15 protein-coding genes and 1 pseudogene are annotated in these 17,494 nt (G+C 68.0%); 8 read left to right on the forward strand and 8 right to left on the reverse strand.

Going from position 1 to position 17,494, the window contains the following annotated elements:
* Positions 1 to 1,682: helicase-associated domain-containing protein (locus A9W96_RS10310; RefSeq protein ID WP_067139477.1), on the forward strand; the 1,682-nt coding region annotated here is incomplete at its 5' end.
* A 51-nt stretch (positions 1,683 to 1,733) separates the two neighbouring features.
* A complete protein-coding gene (locus A9W96_RS10315) occupies positions 1,734 to 3,383 on the forward strand; it encodes a DNA repair helicase XPB (protein WP_066872049.1) in 1,650 nt (549 codons plus the stop codon).
* A 66-nt stretch (positions 3,384 to 3,449) separates the two neighbouring features.
* Here the strand turns inward: A9W96_RS10315 and A9W96_RS10320 are convergent, their stop codons facing one another.
* Positions 3,450 to 3,911 carry an STAS/SEC14 domain-containing protein gene (locus tag A9W96_RS10320; RefSeq protein WP_231999646.1) on the reverse strand — a complete coding sequence of 154 codons (462 nt, stop codon included), beginning with the start codon at positions 3,909 to 3,911 and terminating at the stop codon, positions 3,450 to 3,452.
* Between the two features lie 140 nt (positions 3,912 to 4,051).
* Between A9W96_RS10320 and A9W96_RS10325 the strand changes: the two genes are divergently transcribed.
* On the forward strand, positions 4,052 to 5,236 hold the full coding sequence (locus A9W96_RS10325; RefSeq protein ID WP_067139480.1) for an FAD-binding domain: 1,185 nt from the start codon (positions 4,052 to 4,054) through the stop codon (positions 5,234 to 5,236).
* Positions 5,237 to 5,277: 41 nt separating this feature from the next.
* Here A9W96_RS10325 and A9W96_RS10330 read toward each other — a convergent pair whose 3' ends face one another.
* Both A9W96_RS10330 and A9W96_RS10335 read right to left on the reverse strand, forming a co-directional pair.
* On the reverse strand, positions 5,278 to 6,423 hold the full coding sequence (locus A9W96_RS10330) for a thiolase family protein (protein WP_067139483.1): 1,146 nt from the start codon (positions 6,421 to 6,423) through the stop codon (positions 5,278 to 5,280).
* A 68-nt stretch (positions 6,424 to 6,491) separates the two neighbouring features.
* A complete protein-coding gene (locus A9W96_RS10335; RefSeq protein WP_066872060.1) occupies positions 6,492 to 6,905 on the reverse strand; it encodes a Zn-ribbon domain-containing OB-fold protein in 414 nt (137 codons plus the stop codon).
* 139 nt (positions 6,906 to 7,044) lie between these two features.
* Between A9W96_RS10335 and A9W96_RS10340 the strand changes: the two genes are divergently transcribed.
* Positions 7,045 to 7,338: a putative quinol monooxygenase gene (locus A9W96_RS10340; RefSeq protein WP_008253825.1), complete on the forward strand. Its 294-nt coding sequence runs from the start codon at positions 7,045 to 7,047 to the stop codon at positions 7,336 to 7,338.
* 2 nt (positions 7,339 to 7,340) lie between these two features.
* On the opposite strand, the gene A9W96_RS10345 is transcribed toward A9W96_RS10340, so the two are convergent.
* Together A9W96_RS10345 and A9W96_RS10350 are read right to left on the reverse strand one after the other, a co-directional pair.
* Complete coding sequence (locus A9W96_RS10345; RefSeq protein WP_067139486.1) at positions 7,341 to 8,393, reverse strand: FAD-dependent oxidoreductase; 1,053 nt, start codon at positions 8,391 to 8,393, stop codon at positions 7,341 to 7,343.
* A gap of 45 nt (positions 8,394 to 8,438) precedes the next feature.
* On the reverse strand, positions 8,439 to 9,428 hold the full coding sequence (locus A9W96_RS10350; protein ID WP_067139490.1) for an LLM class F420-dependent oxidoreductase: 990 nt from the start codon (positions 9,426 to 9,428) through the stop codon (positions 8,439 to 8,441).
* A 142-nt stretch (positions 9,429 to 9,570) separates the two neighbouring features.
* Here A9W96_RS10350 and A9W96_RS10355 point away from each other — a divergent pair, with 142 nt between their 5' ends.
* From A9W96_RS10355 to A9W96_RS10365, 3 genes are read left to right on the forward strand one after another with little or no spacing between them, the layout of a single operon-like run.
* Positions 9,571 to 10,779 (forward strand): FAD-dependent monooxygenase, encoded by a 1,209-nt coding sequence (locus A9W96_RS10355; RefSeq protein WP_067139493.1) that lies wholly within the window; start codon positions 9,571 to 9,573, stop codon positions 10,777 to 10,779.
* A 60-nt stretch (positions 10,780 to 10,839) separates the two neighbouring features.
* Positions 10,840 to 11,700, forward strand: coding sequence for an LLM class F420-dependent oxidoreductase (locus A9W96_RS10360; RefSeq protein WP_066880525.1), 861 nt, complete (start codon positions 10,840 to 10,842; stop codon positions 11,698 to 11,700).
* A 36-nt stretch (positions 11,701 to 11,736) separates the two neighbouring features.
* Entirely contained in the window at positions 11,737 to 12,345 is a 609-nt protein-coding gene (locus tag A9W96_RS10365) for a bifunctional 2-polyprenyl-6-hydroxyphenol methylase/3-demethylubiquinol 3-O-methyltransferase UbiG (protein WP_066864237.1), read from the forward strand.
* 127 nt (positions 12,346 to 12,472) lie between these two features.
* Here the strand turns inward: A9W96_RS10365 and A9W96_RS10370 are convergent, their stop codons facing one another.
* Entirely contained in the window at positions 12,473 to 14,626 is a 2,154-nt protein-coding gene (locus A9W96_RS10370; protein WP_067139496.1) for a 3-hydroxyacyl-CoA dehydrogenase NAD-binding domain-containing protein, read from the reverse strand.
* A 4-nt stretch (positions 14,627 to 14,630) separates the two neighbouring features.
* The gene (locus A9W96_RS10375; RefSeq protein WP_066864243.1) at positions 14,631 to 15,842 is read right to left on the reverse strand and encodes an acetyl-CoA C-acetyltransferase; all 1,212 of its coding nucleotides are present in this window, start codon (positions 15,840 to 15,842) and stop codon (positions 14,631 to 14,633) included.
* A 280-nt stretch (positions 15,843 to 16,122) separates the two neighbouring features.
* Here A9W96_RS10375 and A9W96_RS10380 point away from each other — a divergent pair, with 280 nt between their 5' ends.
* Positions 16,123 to 17,352 carry a pyridoxal phosphate-dependent aminotransferase gene (locus tag A9W96_RS10380; RefSeq protein WP_369830825.1) on the forward strand — a complete coding sequence of 410 codons (1,230 nt, stop codon included), beginning with the start codon at positions 16,123 to 16,125 and terminating at the stop codon, positions 17,350 to 17,352.
* Here A9W96_RS10380 and A9W96_RS31355 read toward each other — a convergent pair.
* Positions 17,349 to 17,494, reverse strand: a pseudogene (locus A9W96_RS31355) (aminotransferase); the annotation flags it as partial. The gene A9W96_RS10380 and the pseudogene A9W96_RS31355 sit on opposite strands and share 4 nt — an antisense overlap.

The following is a 17,494-nucleotide window of genomic DNA, read 5'->3' on the forward strand; positions in this document are numbered from 1 at the left end:
TGGGCCTGCTGCGGCGCATCGATGCCGAGACGGTGATCTTGCCCCGCCACGTCGGACAGGTGCTGCGCGGCGAGCAGCCCGGTCCCATGCAACTGACCGCTCCCGACCCGGTGGTGTCGACCACCACGCCCGACGATGCCGACGCCGCGGCGGCCGGGGCCGTCATCGACTTGCTGCGCGAGGTCGACGTCCTGCTCGAAACCCTCTCCGCCGCGCCGGTTTCCGAGCTGCGCAGCGGCGGCCTGGGAATCCGCGAGGTCAAACGGCTGAGCAAGGTGACCGGCATCGACGAGCAGCGGCTGGGTTTGCTCCTCGAAGTCACGGCCGCGGCCGGATTGATCGCCAGCGGCATGCCCGACCCCGAACCGGTCACCGGCGAGGCGCCGTACTGGGCGCCGACGATCGTCACCGACCGCTACGCCGCGCTGTCGGTCGCCGAGCGCTGGCAGCTGTTGGCCGCCAGCTGGCTGGATCTGCCCGGCCGGCCGGCGCTGATCGGCAGCCGCGGCCCCGACGCCAAGCCCTACGGGGCCCTGACCGACGGCCTGTACTCCACGGCCGCGCCGCTGGACCGCCGGCTGTTGCTGGGCATGCTGTCCGAGCTGCCCCCCGGCGCCGGCGTCGACGCGGCGGCGGCGTCGGCGGCGCTGATCTGGCGGCGTCCGCGCTGGGCGAAACGGTTGCAGCCCGGGCCAGTCGGGGACCTGCTCGCCGAGAGCAACGCCCTGGGCCTGGTGGGCCGCGGCGCCATCAGCACGCCCGGCCGCGCGCTGCTGGACGACGACGGCGATCCGCAGGTCGCCATCGAGGCGATGAACCGGGCGTTACCCAAACCGGTCGATCACTTCCTGGTACAAGCGGATCTGACCGTGGTGGTGCCCGGGCCGCTGGAACGCGACCTGGCCGAGCAACTCGCCGTCGTGGCGACCGTCGAATCCGCCGGCACCGCGATGGTCTACCGCGTCAGCGAGCAGTCGATCCGGCACGCGCTCGATGTCGGCAAGACGCGCGACTGGATGCATTCGCTGTTCGCCAAGCATTCCAAAACGCCGGTGCCTCAAGGCCTCACCTACTTGATCGATGACGTGGCGCGCCGGCACGGGCAACTGCGGATCGGCATGGCCGCGTCGTTCGTGCGCTGCGAGGACCCCGCGCTGCTGGCCCAGGCCGTGGCCGCGCCGGCGACCGAAGAGGTGCAGCTGCGGGCCCTGGCGCCGACGGTCGCGGTGTCGCCCGCGCCGATCGGCGAGGTCCTCACCGCGTTACGCGCCGCGGGGTTCGCCCCGGCGGCCGAGGATTCCTCCGGCGCCATCGTCGACGTCCGTCCCCGCGGCGCCCGGGTGTCCACCCCGCAGCAGCGCCGGCCCTACCGTCCGGCCCGGCGCCCCAACACCGAAAGCCTCAACGCGGTGGTGGCGGTGCTGCGCAAGGTGACCGCCGCACCGTTCGGCAACATCCGCGTTGACCCGGCGGTCACCATGACGCAGTTACAGCGCGCCGCCAGGGAACAAGACACCCTGGTGATCGGTTATCTGGATGCGGCGGGGGTGGCCACCCAGCGCGTCGTGTCGCCCATCACCATCAAGGGTGGCCAGCTGGTGGCGTTCGACTCCGCGTCCGGTCGGCTGCGTGACTTCGCCATCCACCGCATCACCTCGGTGGTGTCGGCCACCGGCCGATAATGGTGAGCATGCCCGCCGACGTCAAACAGATCGAAAGGAGTGGCGCTGACTATGTCTGACGGACCGTTGATCGTGCAGTCCGATAAGACGGTGCTGCTCGAGGTGGATCACGAGCAGGCCGGCGCGGCGCGCGCCGCCATCGCGCCCTTCGCCGAGCTGGAGCGCGCACCCGAACACGTCCACACCTACCGCATCACGCCGCTGGCGCTGTGGAACGCCCGCGCCGCCGGCCACGACGCCGAGCAGGTGGTCGACGCCCTGGTCAGCTTCTCGCGCTACGCGGTGCCCCAACCGCTGCTGGTCGACATCGTCGACACGATGGCCCGCTACGGCCGCCTGCAGCTGGTGAAGAACCCCGCGCACGGTTTGACGCTGGTGAGTCTGGATCGCGCGGTGCTCGAAGAAGTGCTGCGCAACAAGAAGATTGCCCCGATGCTCGGCGCCCGGATCGATGACGACACCGTCATCGTGCACCCCAGCGAGCGCGGTCGGGTCAAGCAGATGCTGCTCAAGATCGGTTGGCCCGCCGAGGATCTCGCGGGTTACGTCGACGGTGAAGCGCACCCGATCAGCCTGGCCGAGGACGGCTGGCAGCTGCGCGACTACCAGCAGATGGCCACCGACTCCTTCTGGTCCGGCGGATCGGGCGTGGTGGTGCTACCCTGCGGCGCCGGCAAGACCCTGGTGGGCGCGGCCGCCATGGCGAAAGCCGGTGCGACGACGCTGATTCTGGTCACCAACATCGTCGCGGCGCGGCAATGGAAACGCGAGCTGATCGCCCGCACGTCGCTCACCGAGGACGAGATCGGCGAGTACTCCGGCGAGCGCAAGGAGATCCGGCCGGTCACCATCTCGACGTATCAGATGATCACTCGCCGCACCAAGGGCGAGTACCGGCACCTCGAGCTCTTCGACAGCCGCGACTGGGGGCTGATCATCTACGACGAGGTCCACCTGCTGCCGGCGCCGGTGTTCCGGATGACCGCCGACCTGCAGTCCAAGCGGCGCCTCGGCTTGACCGCCACGCTGGTCCGCGAGGACGGCCGCGAGGGCGATGTGTTCTCCCTGATCGGCCCGAAACGCTACGACGCGCCGTGGAAGGACATCGAGGCGCAGGGGTGGATCGCGCCCGCCGAGTGCGTCGAGGTGCGGGTCACCATGACCGATAACGAGCGGATGCTCTACGCGACCGCCGAACCCGAAGAGCGGTACAAGCTGTGCTCGACGGTGCACACGAAAATCGCTGTGGTCAAATCGATTTTGGCAAAGCATCCCGGCGAGCAGACCCTGGTGATCGGCGCCTACCTCGATCAGCTCGACGAACTCGGCGCGGAGCTCAACGCCCCGGTGATCCAGGGGTCCACCCGCACCAAGGAACGCGAAGAGCTGTTCGACGCCTTCCGCCGCGGCGAGTTGTCCACCCTGGTGGTGTCCAAAGTCGCCAACTTCTCCATCGACCTGCCGGAAGCGTCTGTGGCAGTGCAGGTTTCGGGTACGTTCGGCTCACGCCAGGAGGAGGCGCAGCGGCTGGGCCGGCTGCTGCGGCCCAAGTCCGACGGCGGGGGCGCCATCTTCTATTCCGTGGTGGCGCGCGACAGCCTGGATGCCGAGTACGCCGCGCACCGGCAGCGCTTCCTGGCCGAACAGGGTTACGGCTACATCATCCGCGATGCCGACGACCTGCTGGGGCCGGCGATTTAGGTTGTTGCTCATCGCCGCTCAGCGCGGCGGCCGCGATATCACTCCGTGCGCCGTGATCAACGAAGTCTATTCCGGCGCTTCGCCTCTCTTCGAGACGGCCAACCCGCCAAGGGTCACGAGAGCAGCGCCGACTCCACCGACGTAGGCCTTGGCCATATCACGGCCGGACACGCCAGGGCATTCCGGCAGCGAGGCTAGCCACGCAACGGCGTCATCGCGTTCGTCGTTGTGGTACACCCGAAGCGGGCACGGCATCCAGCTGCCGATGGCGCGGCTTGTTGTCCGAACCCAGCCGCTGTCGCTCACGACAGCGCACCCGTCAAGCAACCGCAGATAGCCCGTTCCGAGGCGCGCGTCCGCCCACAGCGCTCCCCCCGTAATGCGCTGGAATCCCGGGGCGAATTCGTACAGCAGCCGCAATCGGCCCCCTGTGCGTCCTGCCTGTTCGACCATCGGCGCGAAGATCCGCGCGTAATCCGCTGACGTCAGAGTCCCGGTGGCTTCGAGCGCACGAATGCCCGCGGGCATGTCCGCAAGTTCCCTTAGCACAGCAACTCCTCACCGAGGGCCGACGGGCGATCACGCTCACGATCACCCCCGATTAATACCCTAGTGCAACTATTGCATAGTGCTATAGTAATCCCATCCGTCACCGTGGAGGTGGGCATATGAAGATCGCCATCGTCGGCGCCGGCATCGCCGGCCCCACGCTTGCGTACTGGCTCTCCCGGTATGGCCACGAACCAACCTTGATCGAGAAGGCGCCACAACTCCGCACCGGCGGCTACGTCGTGGACTTTTGGGGTGGCGGGTATGCCGTTGCCGAACGCATGGGGCTCACCACCGAGCTGCACGACACGGGATACGCGGTGCGCGAGGTGCGGCTCGTGGACCGGAATTCGAGACGCGTGGGCGGCTTTTCGGCCGAATTGTTCCGGCGCAACGTCGATGGCCGGCTCGTCACCGTGCCCCGCGGGGATCTGTCAGACATGATCTATCGCGCCATCGACAACCGGGCTGAAACTCTGTTCGGTGAAACCGTTTCGGCCGTCGAGCACGGCGGTACCGGCGTGCGAGTCACACTCGAGAGCGGCGGGTCACGGCAATTCGACCTGCTCATCGGTGCGGGTGGAATTCATTGTCCCGTGCGGGACTTGATGTTCGGCCCACAATCGAGATTTGAGACGGATCTCGGTTACCGAGTCGCGGCGTTCGAGGCCGAGGCCTATCAGCCGCGTGATGAACTCGTGTACCTCGCCTACACCCTGCCGGGACGCATGATCGCCCGATTCGCCATGCGGGACGAGAAGACCATGTTTCTTTTCGTTTTCACCGCTGATCACATGAGCGGTCCGGATCCGGAAGATGTGTCACAGGCCAAGACGATCCTGCACGAGGTCTTCGGCGACGCGGGTTGGGAATGCCCGGAGATCCTGCGCCAACTCGACGGGGCCTCCGATGTCTACTTCGATCGCACCAGCCAGATCGTCATGGACCACTGGTCGGACGGGCGAGTAGCGCTCATCGGTGACGCGGCGGCCGCAGTCTCGCTGCTGGCGGGCGAGGGAACGGGCCTGGCAATGGTGCAGGCCTACACATTGGCGGGCGAACTCAACCGCGCGGGAGCCGATCACCAGGATGCGTTTCATAGCTACGAGCGTCAGCTCCGTCCGATCGTCGAGGCCAGGCAGCGGTCGGCGCGCACCTTCGCCACGATGTTCGCGCCAAAGACGTCGCTGGGTCTGTGGACCCGCAATCAGGCGTCCAAACTGCTGAACGTTCCGCGGCTGGCCGACCGGGTCGTTCGGAGTGAATTCCGTGACGACATCGCGTTACCCGAATATGCCCTATAAGCCGGACGATAGGACCTGAAAAGGGTTTGGGCTCAGGCGGTTCAGCGCGACAGGATGGTCGCCGAGGCGGTGCCGGGCGCGCCGTACACCTGGGCCAGCCCGACACGCGGGTCGCCGGGCACCTGACGCTCCCCCGCCTCACCGCGCAACTGGCGCACGAGTTCGTGCATCTGCCGCAGGCCCGAGGCGCCAATGGGCTCGCCGTTGGCGATCAGCCCGCCGTCGGTGTTGACCGGCATCGAGCCGTGGATCTCGGTGGCGCCGTCGGCCAGCAGCTTCTCCTGTTCGCCGTCGGCGCACAGACCGGTCTCGGCCATGTGGATCACCTCGGCGCCGGCGTCGGTGTCCTGCAACTGCGCGACGTCGACGTCCTCCGGGCCGATGCCGGCCGCCTCGTAGGCGGCCTTGGCGGCATAGACCGTCGGCGACGCGTCCTCGTCCAGCGGCGCCGACGTCGCGTGCACCTCGTAGGCGCCGAAGCGCCGGGTCCGAATCTCACAGGCGCGCACATAGACTGGCTTGTCGGTGAACTTCTCGGCCATGTCGGCGCGGCACATGATGACCGCGGCCGCGCCCTCGTCGGGAGCGCAGAACATGTACTGCGTCAGCGGGTAGTTCAGCGCCGGCGAGGCGAGGATTTCCTCGACCGAAATCTCCTTGCGCCGGAACGCATTCGGGTTCAGCGCACCATTGCGGAAGTTCTTGTTGGCCACCCGCGCCAGCGTCTCCTGCGAGATGTTGTGGTCGTGGATGTACTTGTTGGCCTTCATCCCGAAGAACTTGGTGGTGACGAACTGGCCGTTGTTGGCGTACCACTGGGGCAGCGCCAGCTTGGCGGGGTCATCCGTGAAGGCGCCGCGCGGGTGCTTGTCGAGCCCGATGGCGATGCCGAGGTCGTACTTGCCCAGCCGGATCGTGTCGGCGGTCTGCTGAATGGCGCTGGCCGCGGTGGCGCAGGCGTTGAACACGTTGGTGAACGTGATGCCGGTCAGCCCGACCAGCCGGGTCACCGCGTCGGGATTGGAGACTTCGTAGCTGCCGCCGAAGCCGAACTGGATGTCCTTCCAGTCCACGCCAGCGTCTTTGAGCGCGAGCTGCACGGCCTCGGCGCCCATCTGCATCGCGGTCTTGTCGAACCTGCCGAACGGGTGCAGGCCCACGCCGATGATGGCGACATCGTTGGTCATCTCAGACTCCTCTGGATTCGACGGTGGCGCCCCGTTTCGCCCGGCTGCGCCGCGCTCACGATCACCACTTAGACCGGCTGGAAGGCGAACGTGATGATTTCGGCGCCCTCGTCGTCGGTGGCGAACGGCACCATGGTCAGCTCGACCTCCTGGCCGAACTGCAGCTTGGCCGGGTCGTTCTCGGTGAGCCGCCCTTCGACGCGGATGACGTCGCCGAGCTGAACCAATCCCACGCCGAACGGAACGAAGTCCTTGCCCGTCGGGCCGGCGTAGGGGGCTCCGGGCGGGAAGCCCTGGGTGGTCCACGCCACCAGCGTTCCGCGTCGGGGCAACAGCACCTCGGACATCTCGCCGGCGCTGCAGCGCGGGCACCACTGCTGCACCGGGAAGGTGGTCGCCTCGCAGCTGCCGCATCGGCTGCCGATCAGCTGTGGGCTCTCATCGGGCCAGGTAGAGATCTCAGGCGCAAGTGCCTTCTGCATCGAGGGATCCTCCACAATCCGCCAACAGAACATTGCTCACTGAACCGTATAACAGCTTTCCGAAAAGTGGAAACCGCATTCTCATCCGTGTGCGGGCGCCCGCGCCAGGGGCGGGCGGGCGCAGCGATATGTTGGGCGCATGACGGTCACGGTGATACTGGAGCTCAGGTTCAAGCCCGACGAGGTCGCCGCGGGGCGCGAGCTGATGGGCCGGGCGCTGCAGGACACCCGGGCGTTCGACGGGAACGTGCGCACGGACGTGCTTGTCGACGAGGACGACGAAGCGCACTGGCTCATCTACGAGATCTGGGAGACCGTCGAGCACGACGAGGCCTACCGCGCCTTTCGCGCCGGCGAAGGCAAGCTGACGCAGCTTCCCCCGCTGCTGGCCGCGCCGCCGGCCAAGACCAGGTACCTCACCAGCGACGTCTAGCGCTAGCCACGCCACCGGCTCACCCCGCCCGCCATGGCCGCGAACAGCGGGTCGGGCAGCAATAGAAGCGCCCGATTTCGGGCGCTCTCCAGGACGGCGCTGCCCGGCGCGGTGAATCGGGAGCCCGCCTTGGACGCGCCGTACACAGCCAGCATGCGCAGCCATCGCCGAGACAGCCCGGGCACGCCGTGGCGGGCCAGCGTTATCGCATCTTCCATGGCCAGCGCTGCCCCCTGGCCGAAGGTCGGCCGCATGCAGTGCGCGGCGTCACCGATCAGCACGACGTTGCCGCGGGCGAGTCGACGGGGTGGTCGCGCTTCGAAGATTTCCGGAGTGATCATCTCGCCGGCCGTCGCGGCGTCGATCAAGGCCGGCAAGGGGTCCGGCCAGTCGCGAAACGACCGCAAGTCCGGGTGCCGGCTCCGGGTGCCGCCGTAGACGTAGGTGCGGCCGTCGACCAATGGCAAGATGCCGAAATCGGCTGTGCGGCCCCAAATCGGACCGAAACCAGTGGCGAGCTCACGGTCGGCTATCCAGGCCCAGCCGGTGACGCCGGTCGAGCGCGGCGACGGCGCGTCCGCAAACAGCAGCTTCCTCGTGACGCTGCGCAGTCCGTCCGCGCCGATCACTAGATCGAACCGGTCCGCCTTGCCGTCGACGACAACCGAGCCATCGGCAGCGACCGCGGTGACGTTGGCTGCATACCGCACACAGTGCGAGGGCAGCGCGGCCGCCAGCCAGGCAATCAACGCGGCACGCGGCACGGTCGCGAACTCATCGCCTCCGGCGAGCTGCGCCAGGGTGCGTCTGACCAAGACCCGCCCGTCGCGGGCGCGTACGGTGGCCGCCGTCCGGGACCACGGGTCGGTCACCACGTGGTGGCGCACACCCAGAATCGACAAGCACGCCAACGCGTTTGGGGCGAGCGCGATGGCTCCGCCCATCGCGGAGGGACCGGGCGTCTTCTCGAACACGGTAACGTCGTGGCCGTCCTGCCGGAGCGCGATGGCAGCCGCCAAACCCGCGAATCCTCCGCCGACGATCCCTACCCTCATGCACACACCATCGCCGTACTCAATCGCCGAAGCACCGGGGCCTTGCTAGCTCAGCGCCGGCATGACCTCCCGTTCGAACAGCTCGATGCCCGATCGGTCGTAGGCCGCCTCGGGGAAGTAGCAGATCGCGTACTCGCAACCGAGGTCGCGGATCTTGGTGAGCCGCTCGATGACCTGTTCCGGTGTGCCCGTTGCCGAGTCGGGGCTGCTGGTCCCGGCGATCATCGCGTCCGCCGCAGCCTCACCGACGTAGCCGGCTAGGCGGTCGCGCACCCGCTGCAGCCGGTCTTTGACGTCGGCCTCCGAGGTGCCCACGATGGCGTTGACGTTGACCGACCGCACGATGGCGTCGAAGTCGGTGCCCACGTTGCGGCAGTGCTCGGCCAGCACGTCGGACTTGTGCGCGAACGCTTCCGGCTCGGGAGTGAAGTTGGTGTACTGCGCGTATTGGGCGGCGATCCGCAGCGTCACCTTCTCACCGCCACCGGCGATCCACAACGGAATGCCGTTGCCCTGCAGGGGCTTAGGCGCGACGATCGCGCCGTCGACCTGGTAGTGCTTGCCGTCGAAGCTGACCTTGCCGTCGCGCCAGGCATCGCGCATGATCTGCACGCCCTCATCCAGGCGACCCAATCGCACACCCGCCGAGGGGAATCCGTATCCGTAGGCGCGCCATTCGTGTTCGTACCAGCCGCCGCCGATACCCATCTGGATGCGGCCACCGGAGATGATGTCGGCCGTCGCGGCGACCTTGGCCAGGTAGACGGGGTTGCGGTAGCTCATCGCCGTGCACATCTGGCCGAGCTTGATCCGCGAGGTGGTCGCCGCGTAGGCGGCCATCAGCGACCAGGCCTCGTGCGTGGCTTCCCCGGTCGGCACGGGCACGGTGTGGAAATGGTCGTAGACCCAGAGTGAATCCCAGCTGCCCTTGTCCGCGTGGTCGGCCAGCTCGCGCATCACCGCCCAGTGGTTCTCCGGTTCGATGCCGACCAGATCCATTCGCCAGCCCTGCGGGATGAAGAGACCAAAGCGCATACCCGGACTGTAGCCGCAACCCCGCGGCCGTCACCCGCCCAGCGCGTCGAGCGCGGCCGCGACCGACTTCGCTCGCGACACCTCGTGCGGAGCATCGGGGGACTTACGCTTACCGAACGTTAAGTAAGTATGGGAGATCGTCATGCGGATCCTCGTCTCGGGTGCCAGCATCGCGGGCCCGGTCCTGGCCTACTGGCTGACCCGTCACGGCTTCGACGTCACCGTGGTGGAGCGCGCACCGACACTGCGCAAAACCGGCGGCCACGCCGTCGACTTGTTCCGTCCGGCAATGGAGATCTCGGCGAAGATGGGCGTCCTGCCACGCATCGAGGCGCGGGCCACCGGAACGGACCGGCTGACGATGCACCGGGAAGGCCGGACGAAGCCCACCCGGATCGACCTCACCAAGATCTACGCGGCCACCTCCGACCGGCACGTGGAGATCATGCGCGACGACCTCAGCGAGATCTACTACGACGCCGCGCGCGACGACGTCGAGTACCTGTTCGGTGACTCCATCACCGGGATCGAGCACGACGGCACCGTGACCTTCGAGCACGGCCCAGCGCGCACCTTCGACGTGATCGTGGGCGCCGACGGGCTGCACTCCAATGTGCGGCGCCTGACCTTCGGTGAAGACGCCGAGCTCACCCGCTTCCTCGGCGGCTACCTGTCGGTGGTCTCGGCGCCCAAGGCGCTGGTCGCGCCCGGCGAGATGGTCGCCCACATCGGGGTCGGGCGCTTCGCCGGCATCTACACCGCCGATCACCTGGACGACGCGCGGGCGGTGTTCATGTTCCGCAGCAAGGCCGAATTGGATTACGACCACCGCGATGCGTTGCGGCAGAAGCGATTACTGCACGAGGCGTTTACCGGGATGCACGAGCAGGTGGACGGCTGGCTAAGCGAACTGGAGCGCACCCCCACCTTCTACTTCGACTCCATCACCCAGCTGCGCACCGATCGGTGGTCGCGCCGCCGGGTCACCCTGGTCGGGGACGCCGGATACTGTCCGGGGCCCGCGGTGGGCGGCAGCACCAGCCTCGCCGTCCTCGGCGCCTACGTGCTGGCCGGCGAGCTCGCCGAGGCCGACGGGGACCACCTGCGCGCCTTCGCCGCCTACGAACTCCGGATGCGCGAACCGGTGCACCGCAGCCGGTCGTTTGCCCGCGGTGCGGCCAAGGGCGTCATCCCCGGTTCACGAATCGGCCTGTGGGCGTTGACCCGTGGGGCCCAGCTGGTCTCGGCGATGCCCGGACCGCTGTCGCGGTCCTTGGCGAAGCTCAACACCAAGGGCGTGCGGATGCACGACTCGATGCCGGTCCCCGAGTACACCTTCAGCGACGTCTGACAGCATGTTGCGTAGAGCCGCGGACCCGAGTCACCGCGCGCCACCACGGGAAGGCTGCAGATGGAACTGACCGGTGTGGGGATCTGGAGCAGTCAACTGCGCTACGGCGACCCGGCCGAATCCGCCGACGCCGCAGCGGAACTCGACGACCTGGGCTTCCCCGCGCTGTGGATACCGGATGTCGGCGGTCCGGTGTTCGACGCGGTGGGTCATCTGCTCGGCGCGACCAAGCGAACCGTGATCGCCACCGGGATCCTGAACCTGTGGATGCATTCGCCCTCCGAGGTCGCCGACTCCTACGCGGCCCTGACCGCCGAGCACGGTGACCGCTTCCTGCTGGGCATCGGCGTCAGCCACGCGCCGCTGATCGATGCCGGCCAACCCGGTCGCTACCGCAAACCGCTGGCGGCAACGGCGGCGTTCCTGGACGGCTTGGATGCCGCGCCGCGGCCGGTGCCCATCGAGCGCCGGGTCCTTGCCGCGCTCGGCCCCAAGATGCTGACCCTGTCGGCGACCCGCGCCGGGGGCGCCCACCCGTACCTGGTCACCCCCGAACACACCGCCTCCGCCCGTGCGACTTTGGGCCAGGGCCCATTGCTGCTGCCCGAACAGACGGTGATCCTGACCGACAGCGCCGAGGAGGCCCGCCAGATCGGAACCGATTGGCTGCGCGCGTATTTGGCCTTGCCCAACTACGCCAACAACCTGTTGCGCAGCGGCTTCTCCGAGGACGACCTGTCGCAGGTGAGCGACCGGCTCTTCAACGCGATCATCGCGTGGGGCGACGAAGAGGCCATCATGCGCCGCGTCGCCGAACATCGTTCCGCTGGCGCCGACCACGTCTGCGTCCAGGTGCTGCTGGCCGATCCCCGCGCCTTCCCGCGCGAGGAATGGCGCCGGATCGCCGCCGCCTCCCGGTAGGGTGACCGGCCGCGTCGAAGCGGCCTAGGGTGAGCTATGGCTTCCAAACAGACGCTGTTTCGGATCTTCTACCGCATCGGTTTCACCCCGTGGGACGGTCATCCGCTCGCCCAGAGCGTGCGCGATCTCGTCGAGGGCACCCCCGACGCCGCCGCGCTCCCCGCAGGGTCGGCCCTGGAGGTCGGCTGCGGCACCGGCGACTGCTCCATCTACCTCGCCCAGCACGGCTGGAAGGTCACCGCGGTCGACTTCGTGGCCAAACCGCTCGAGCGCGCCCGCGCGAAGGCACAGGCTGCGGGCGCCACGGTCGACTTCGTCCAGGCCGACGTCACGCAGTTGAGCCGGACGGGCATCGGCACCAACTTCGGGTTGATCGTCGACAACGGGTGCCTGCACAACATGAGCGACGCGGATCGCGACGCCTATGTCCGCGAGATCAGCGCCCTTGCCGCACCCGACGCCCGCCTGCTGATCGTCGCGTTCGTGCCCGGTGGCCGGGTCGGGGTGCGCGGGATCGACCGCGCCGAGATGGAACGTCGATTCACCCAGAGCTGGACGCTGCTGTCGGCCGGCGCCGAACGCGAGCTGGACCGCGCCGAGAAGACGCCGGCGTGGTACTACCTATTCGCGCGCCGCGACACGTAACCTGTTGCGACGACACGCCGTAGCGCTCCGCAATGGCTTAAGTCTCGGCGCGGCGGCCGAGCCGCCGTACGCATAAGCCCCCGAAACCTCATGGTTTCGGGGGCTTATGCGCTTGCGTTGGTGCAGGCTAGGTCAGCGACGCCGGCGGCAGGAACCGGTCGCCGTAGCGGGCCGCAAGCTCCTTGGCCCGGGCCACGAAGGCTTCCTTGCCGATGCCGTGCTTGCCCTCGTAGCCGACGATGAACTGGGCGCTACCACCGGTGTAGGGCGGGAAGCCGATGCCCATGATCGACCCGATGTTGGCGTCGGCGGTCGACGTCAGCACGCCCTCGTCCAGGCACTTCTGCGTCTCGAGCGCCTCGGCGAACAACATGCGATCGATCATGTCCTGCAACGGAATATCGGCGCTGCCGGACTTGAACGTCTCGCGCAGGCCCGGCCATAGCCGGGTGCGCTTGCCGTCGACGTACTCGTAGAAACCCGCGCCCTTCAGCCGCGACGGGCGGCCCAGCTCGATCATCTTCTCGACGACGGCCTCGGCCGGGTGCGGCTCGTAGGTGCCGCCCGCGTCCTCGACACCCTTGCGGGTGGCCGTGGCGATCTTGTGCATCAGCTCCAGGTTGAGCTCGTCGGACAGCTGCAGCGGCGGCGCCGGGTAGCCGGCCTGCGAACCGGCGTGCTCGACGCTGGCCGGCTCCACGCCCTCACCGAGCATGGCGAGCGCCTCGTTGACGAACGTGCCGATGACGCGGCTGGTGAAGAAGCCGCGGCTGTCGTTGACGACGATCGGGGTCTTGCCGATGGCCAGCGTGTAGTCGAACACCCGGGCCAGCGCCTCGTCGGAAGTCTTTTCGCCCCTGATGATTTCGACCAGCGGCATCTTGTCGACCGGCGAGAAGAAGTGGATCCCGATGAAGTCCTCCTGGCGCTTCACGCCGGTCGCCAGACCGGTGATCGGCAGCGTCGAGGTGTTCGACCCCAGCAGTGCGTTGGGCTCGACGATGTCCTCGATCTCCTGGAACACCTTGTGCTTGAGTTCCTGGTTCTCGAACACCGCCTCGATCACGAAATCGACGCCCTTGAAGGCCTCGGGGTCGGCGGCCGGGGTGATCCGGTCCAGCAGCGCCTTGCTCTTCTCCTCGGTGGTCTTGCCACGCTGAAGCGCCTTGGCCTCAAGCTTTTCCGAGTAGACCTTGCCCTTCTCGGCGGCCTCGAGGCTGACGTCCTTGAGCACCACCTCGAAGCCGGCCTTGGCCGAGACGTAGGCGATACCGGCGCCCATCATGCCCGCACCCAGCACACCGATCTTGTTGATCTTGACCGGTTCGATGCCGTCGGGCCGCGACCCACCGCCGTTGATGTGCTGCAGGTCGAGGAAGAACGCCTGGATCATGTTCTTGGCGACCTGGCCGGTGACCAGCTGGGTGAAATAGCGGCTCTCGATGCGGCTGGCGGTGTCGAAGTCCACCTGCGCGCCCTCGACGGCCGCGTCCAGGATGGCGCGCGGCGCCGGCATCGGTGCGCCCTTGAGCTGCTTCTTGAGCAGCGCCGGGAACGACGGCAGGATGCCGGCCAGCGCGGGGCTGGCGGGGGTGCCGCCGGGCATCTTGTAGCCCTTTTTGTCCCATGGCTGGGTGTATGAGTCGGGGTCGTCCTTGACCTGTTTGATCCAGGCCTTGGCGGCGGGCACCAATTCGTCTACCGAGCCGACGATTTCGTCGACCAGGCCGATCTCCTTGGCCTTGTCGGCCTTGAACCGGGTGCCCTGCGACAGGATGTTCATGAAGGCGTTCTGGATGCCGAACATCCGCACGGTGCGGGTCACCCCGCCGCCGCCGGGCAGCAGACCCAGCGTGACCTCGGGCAGGCCGACGACCAGGCCCTTGACGTCCGCGGCGATGCGGTGGTGACAGGCCAGCGCGATCTCCAGACCGCCGCCCAGCGCCGCGCCGTTGATGGCGGCCACCACCGGCTTGCCCAGCGTCTCGAGCGCACGCAGGTCACGCTTGACCGACTCGACGGTGTCGAACGCCTCCCCGGCGTTCTCCGGGCCGAGGTTGATCATGCCCTTCAGGTCACCGCCGGCGAAGAAGGTCTTCTTCGCGCTGGTGATCACCACACCGGTGATCGAATCCTTCTCGGCGGCAAGGCGTTCCACAGCGTTGTGCATGGACTCGCTGTAGTGCTCGTTCATCACGTTGGCCGACCCGGTGGGGTCGTCCAGGGTCAGGGTGACGATGCCGTCGTCGTCCTTGTCCCACTGAATGGTGTTCTCTGCCATGGTCTTAAACCCTCTCGATGATGGTGGCGACACCCATGCCGCCGCCGATGCACAGCGTGATCAGCGCGCGACGCGCGTTGCGGCGCTCGAGCTCGTCGACCATGGTGCCGGTGATCATGGCGCCGGTGGCGCCCAGCGGGTGGCCCATCGCGATGGCGCCACCGTTGACGTTGAGCTTCTCGTCGGGGATGTTGAGGTCCTTCTGGAACTTCAGCACCACCGACGCGAACGCCTCGTTGAGCTCGAACAGGTCGATGTCGTCGATCGTCAGGCCCGCGCGGTCGAGCACCTTCTGCGTGGCCGGGGTCGGGCCGGTGAGCATGATGACCGGGTCCGAGCCGCTGGTGGCGGTGGCCACGATGCGTGCCCGCGGCGTCAGGCCCTGCGACTTGCCCGCGGCTTCCGAACCGACCAGCACCAGCGCGGCGCCATCGACGATGCCCGAGCTGTTGCCGCCGGTGTGGACGTGGTTGATCTTCTCGACCCAGTGGTACTTGGTGAGCGCAACGTCGTCGAACCCGCCCATCTCACCGATCCCGTCGAACGCGGTCTTCAGCTTGCCCAGGCCCTCGAGCGTGGTGTCGGGCCGCATGTGCTCGTCGTGGTCGAGGATGACCAGACCGTTCTGGTCGCGCACCGGCACCACCGACTTGGCGAAGTAGCCGCCCGACCACGCCGCGGCGGCCTTCTGCTGGCTGCGCAGCGCGTAGGCGTCGACGTCGTCGCGGGAGAAGCCCTCGATGGTGGCGATCAGGTCGGCGCCGATGCCCTGGGGCACGAAGCCGATCTGATAGTTGGTCTCGGGGTCGGTCGCCCAGGCGCCGCCGTCGGAGCCCATCGGCACCCGGCTCATCGACTCGACACCGCCGGCCAGCACCAGGTCGTCCCAGCCGGACCGGACCTTCTGGGCGGCGGTGTTGACGGCCTCGAGACCGGAGGCGCAGAACCGGTTGAGCTGCACGCCGCCGGTGGTCTCCGGCAGGCCGGCGGCCAGCACCGCGGTGCGGGCGATGTCGCCGCCCTGGTCACCGACCGGGGACACAACGCCCAGGATCATGTCGCTGATCAGGTTCTCGTCCAGGTCCGGGAACCGCCGGCGCAGCTCGTCCACCAGGCCCACGACCAGGTTGAGCGGCTTGACCTCGTTCAGCGAACCGTTGCGCTGCTTGCCCCGCGGGGTGCGGATGGCCTCATAGATAAAAGCTTCTTCGGACATGACGACTTCCTGTTCTGACGAATAGGGTTCGAATCCGTCTTCGAGATAGATTCCGCCCCACCCTAACAGGGTCCCCGGCCAACCTGTTGGTTGGGCAAGATCGCGCAGCTCAGAGGCACCGAGTGACGCACGCCACGCGTCGGCTTGCGGGGTCGGGCGGCCGCCCCGGCCGAACGTGCGACTACGTTCACGCTCGGCGACGAGTGTGCGCCTAACTTCACGCTTGGCTGGTGGGCGTCCCGGGCACTGGCCGTGGCCGACCCGCCTAAGCTCGACCACCATGACGGTGGAGCGATTGCGCCCCTACGCGACCACGGTGTTCGCCGAGATGTCGGCGCTGGCCGCGCGCATCGGAGCAGTGAACCTGGGCCAGGGGTTTCCCGACGAGGACGGCCCCCCGGCCATGCTCAAGGCCGCCCAGGAGGCCATCGCCGACGGCGTCAACCAGTACCCCCCGGGCATCGGCATCGCGCCGCTGCGCCACGCCATCGCCGCCCAGCGCCGGCGCCGCTACGGCATCGACTACGACCCCGACACCGAGGTGCTGGTGACGGTCGGGGCGACCGAGGCCATCGCCTCGGCGGTGATCGGCCTGGTCGAACCGGGCTCCGAGGTCCTGCTGATCGAGCCGTTCTACGACTCCTACTCGCCGGTGGTGGCGATGGCCTCCGCGCAACGGGTGGCCGTGCCCCTGGTCCCCCACGGTCGCGGCTTCGCCCTGGACGCCGACGCGCTGCGCCGGGCGGTCACGCCCCGGACCCGGGCGCTGATCGTCAACTCACCGCACAACCCGACCGGCACGGTGCTGCGTGCCGAAGAGTTGGCGGCCATCGCCGAGGTGGCGGTCGCGGCCGACCTGCTGGTGATCACCGACGAGGTCTACGAGCACCTGGTATTCGACCGCCACCGACACGTGCCGCTGGCAGGCTTCGACGGCATGGCCGAGCGCACCATCACCATCTCCAGCGCGGCCAAGATGTTCAACTGCACCGGCTGGAAGATCGGATGGGCTTGCGGCCCAGCGCATCTGATCGCCGGGGTACGCGCGGCCAAACAGTACCTGAGCTATGTCGGCGGCGCGCCGTTCCAGCCGGCGGTGGCGCTGGCCCTGGACACGGAGGACGCATGGGTGGACGACCTGCGCGCCACGCTGCAGGCCAGACGCGATCGACTGGCCGCCGGGCTGATCGACGTCGGGTTCGAGGTGCACGACAGCGCCGGCACGTACTTCCTGTGCGCCGATCCGCGTCCGCTGGGATACGACGACAGCAGCGAGTTCTGCGCGGCGCTGCCGGAAAAGGTTGGCGTTGCCGCGATCCCGCTGTCGGCGTTCCGTGACCCTGCGGCGGCGAGCGGTCCGGCCGACGTGTGGAATCACTTGGTGCGCTTCACCATCACCGTCGAACCGTGGGCGCCGCTACCGGAGTTCTGGATCGCCCGGGCCCGCAAGAAAATCCTGCACGCCGCGCTGGAGGGTCTGCGTAAGCGCGTGATGGGAACGGCCGGCTAACCGGCGTCTTTCAGTGCGGCCAGCCGCTTGATCGCCTCGTCGAGCGTGTCGTCACGTTTACAGAAGGTGAAGCGCACCAAGTGATTCCACACGTCGGCCGGACCGCTCGCCGCCGCAGGGTCACGGAACGCCGACAGCGGGA

This window comes from Mycobacterium sp. 1245852.3 (genome assembly GCF_001669335.1).
Taxonomy (GTDB): domain Bacteria; phylum Actinomycetota; class Actinomycetes; order Mycobacteriales; family Mycobacteriaceae; genus Mycobacterium; species Mycobacterium europaeum_A.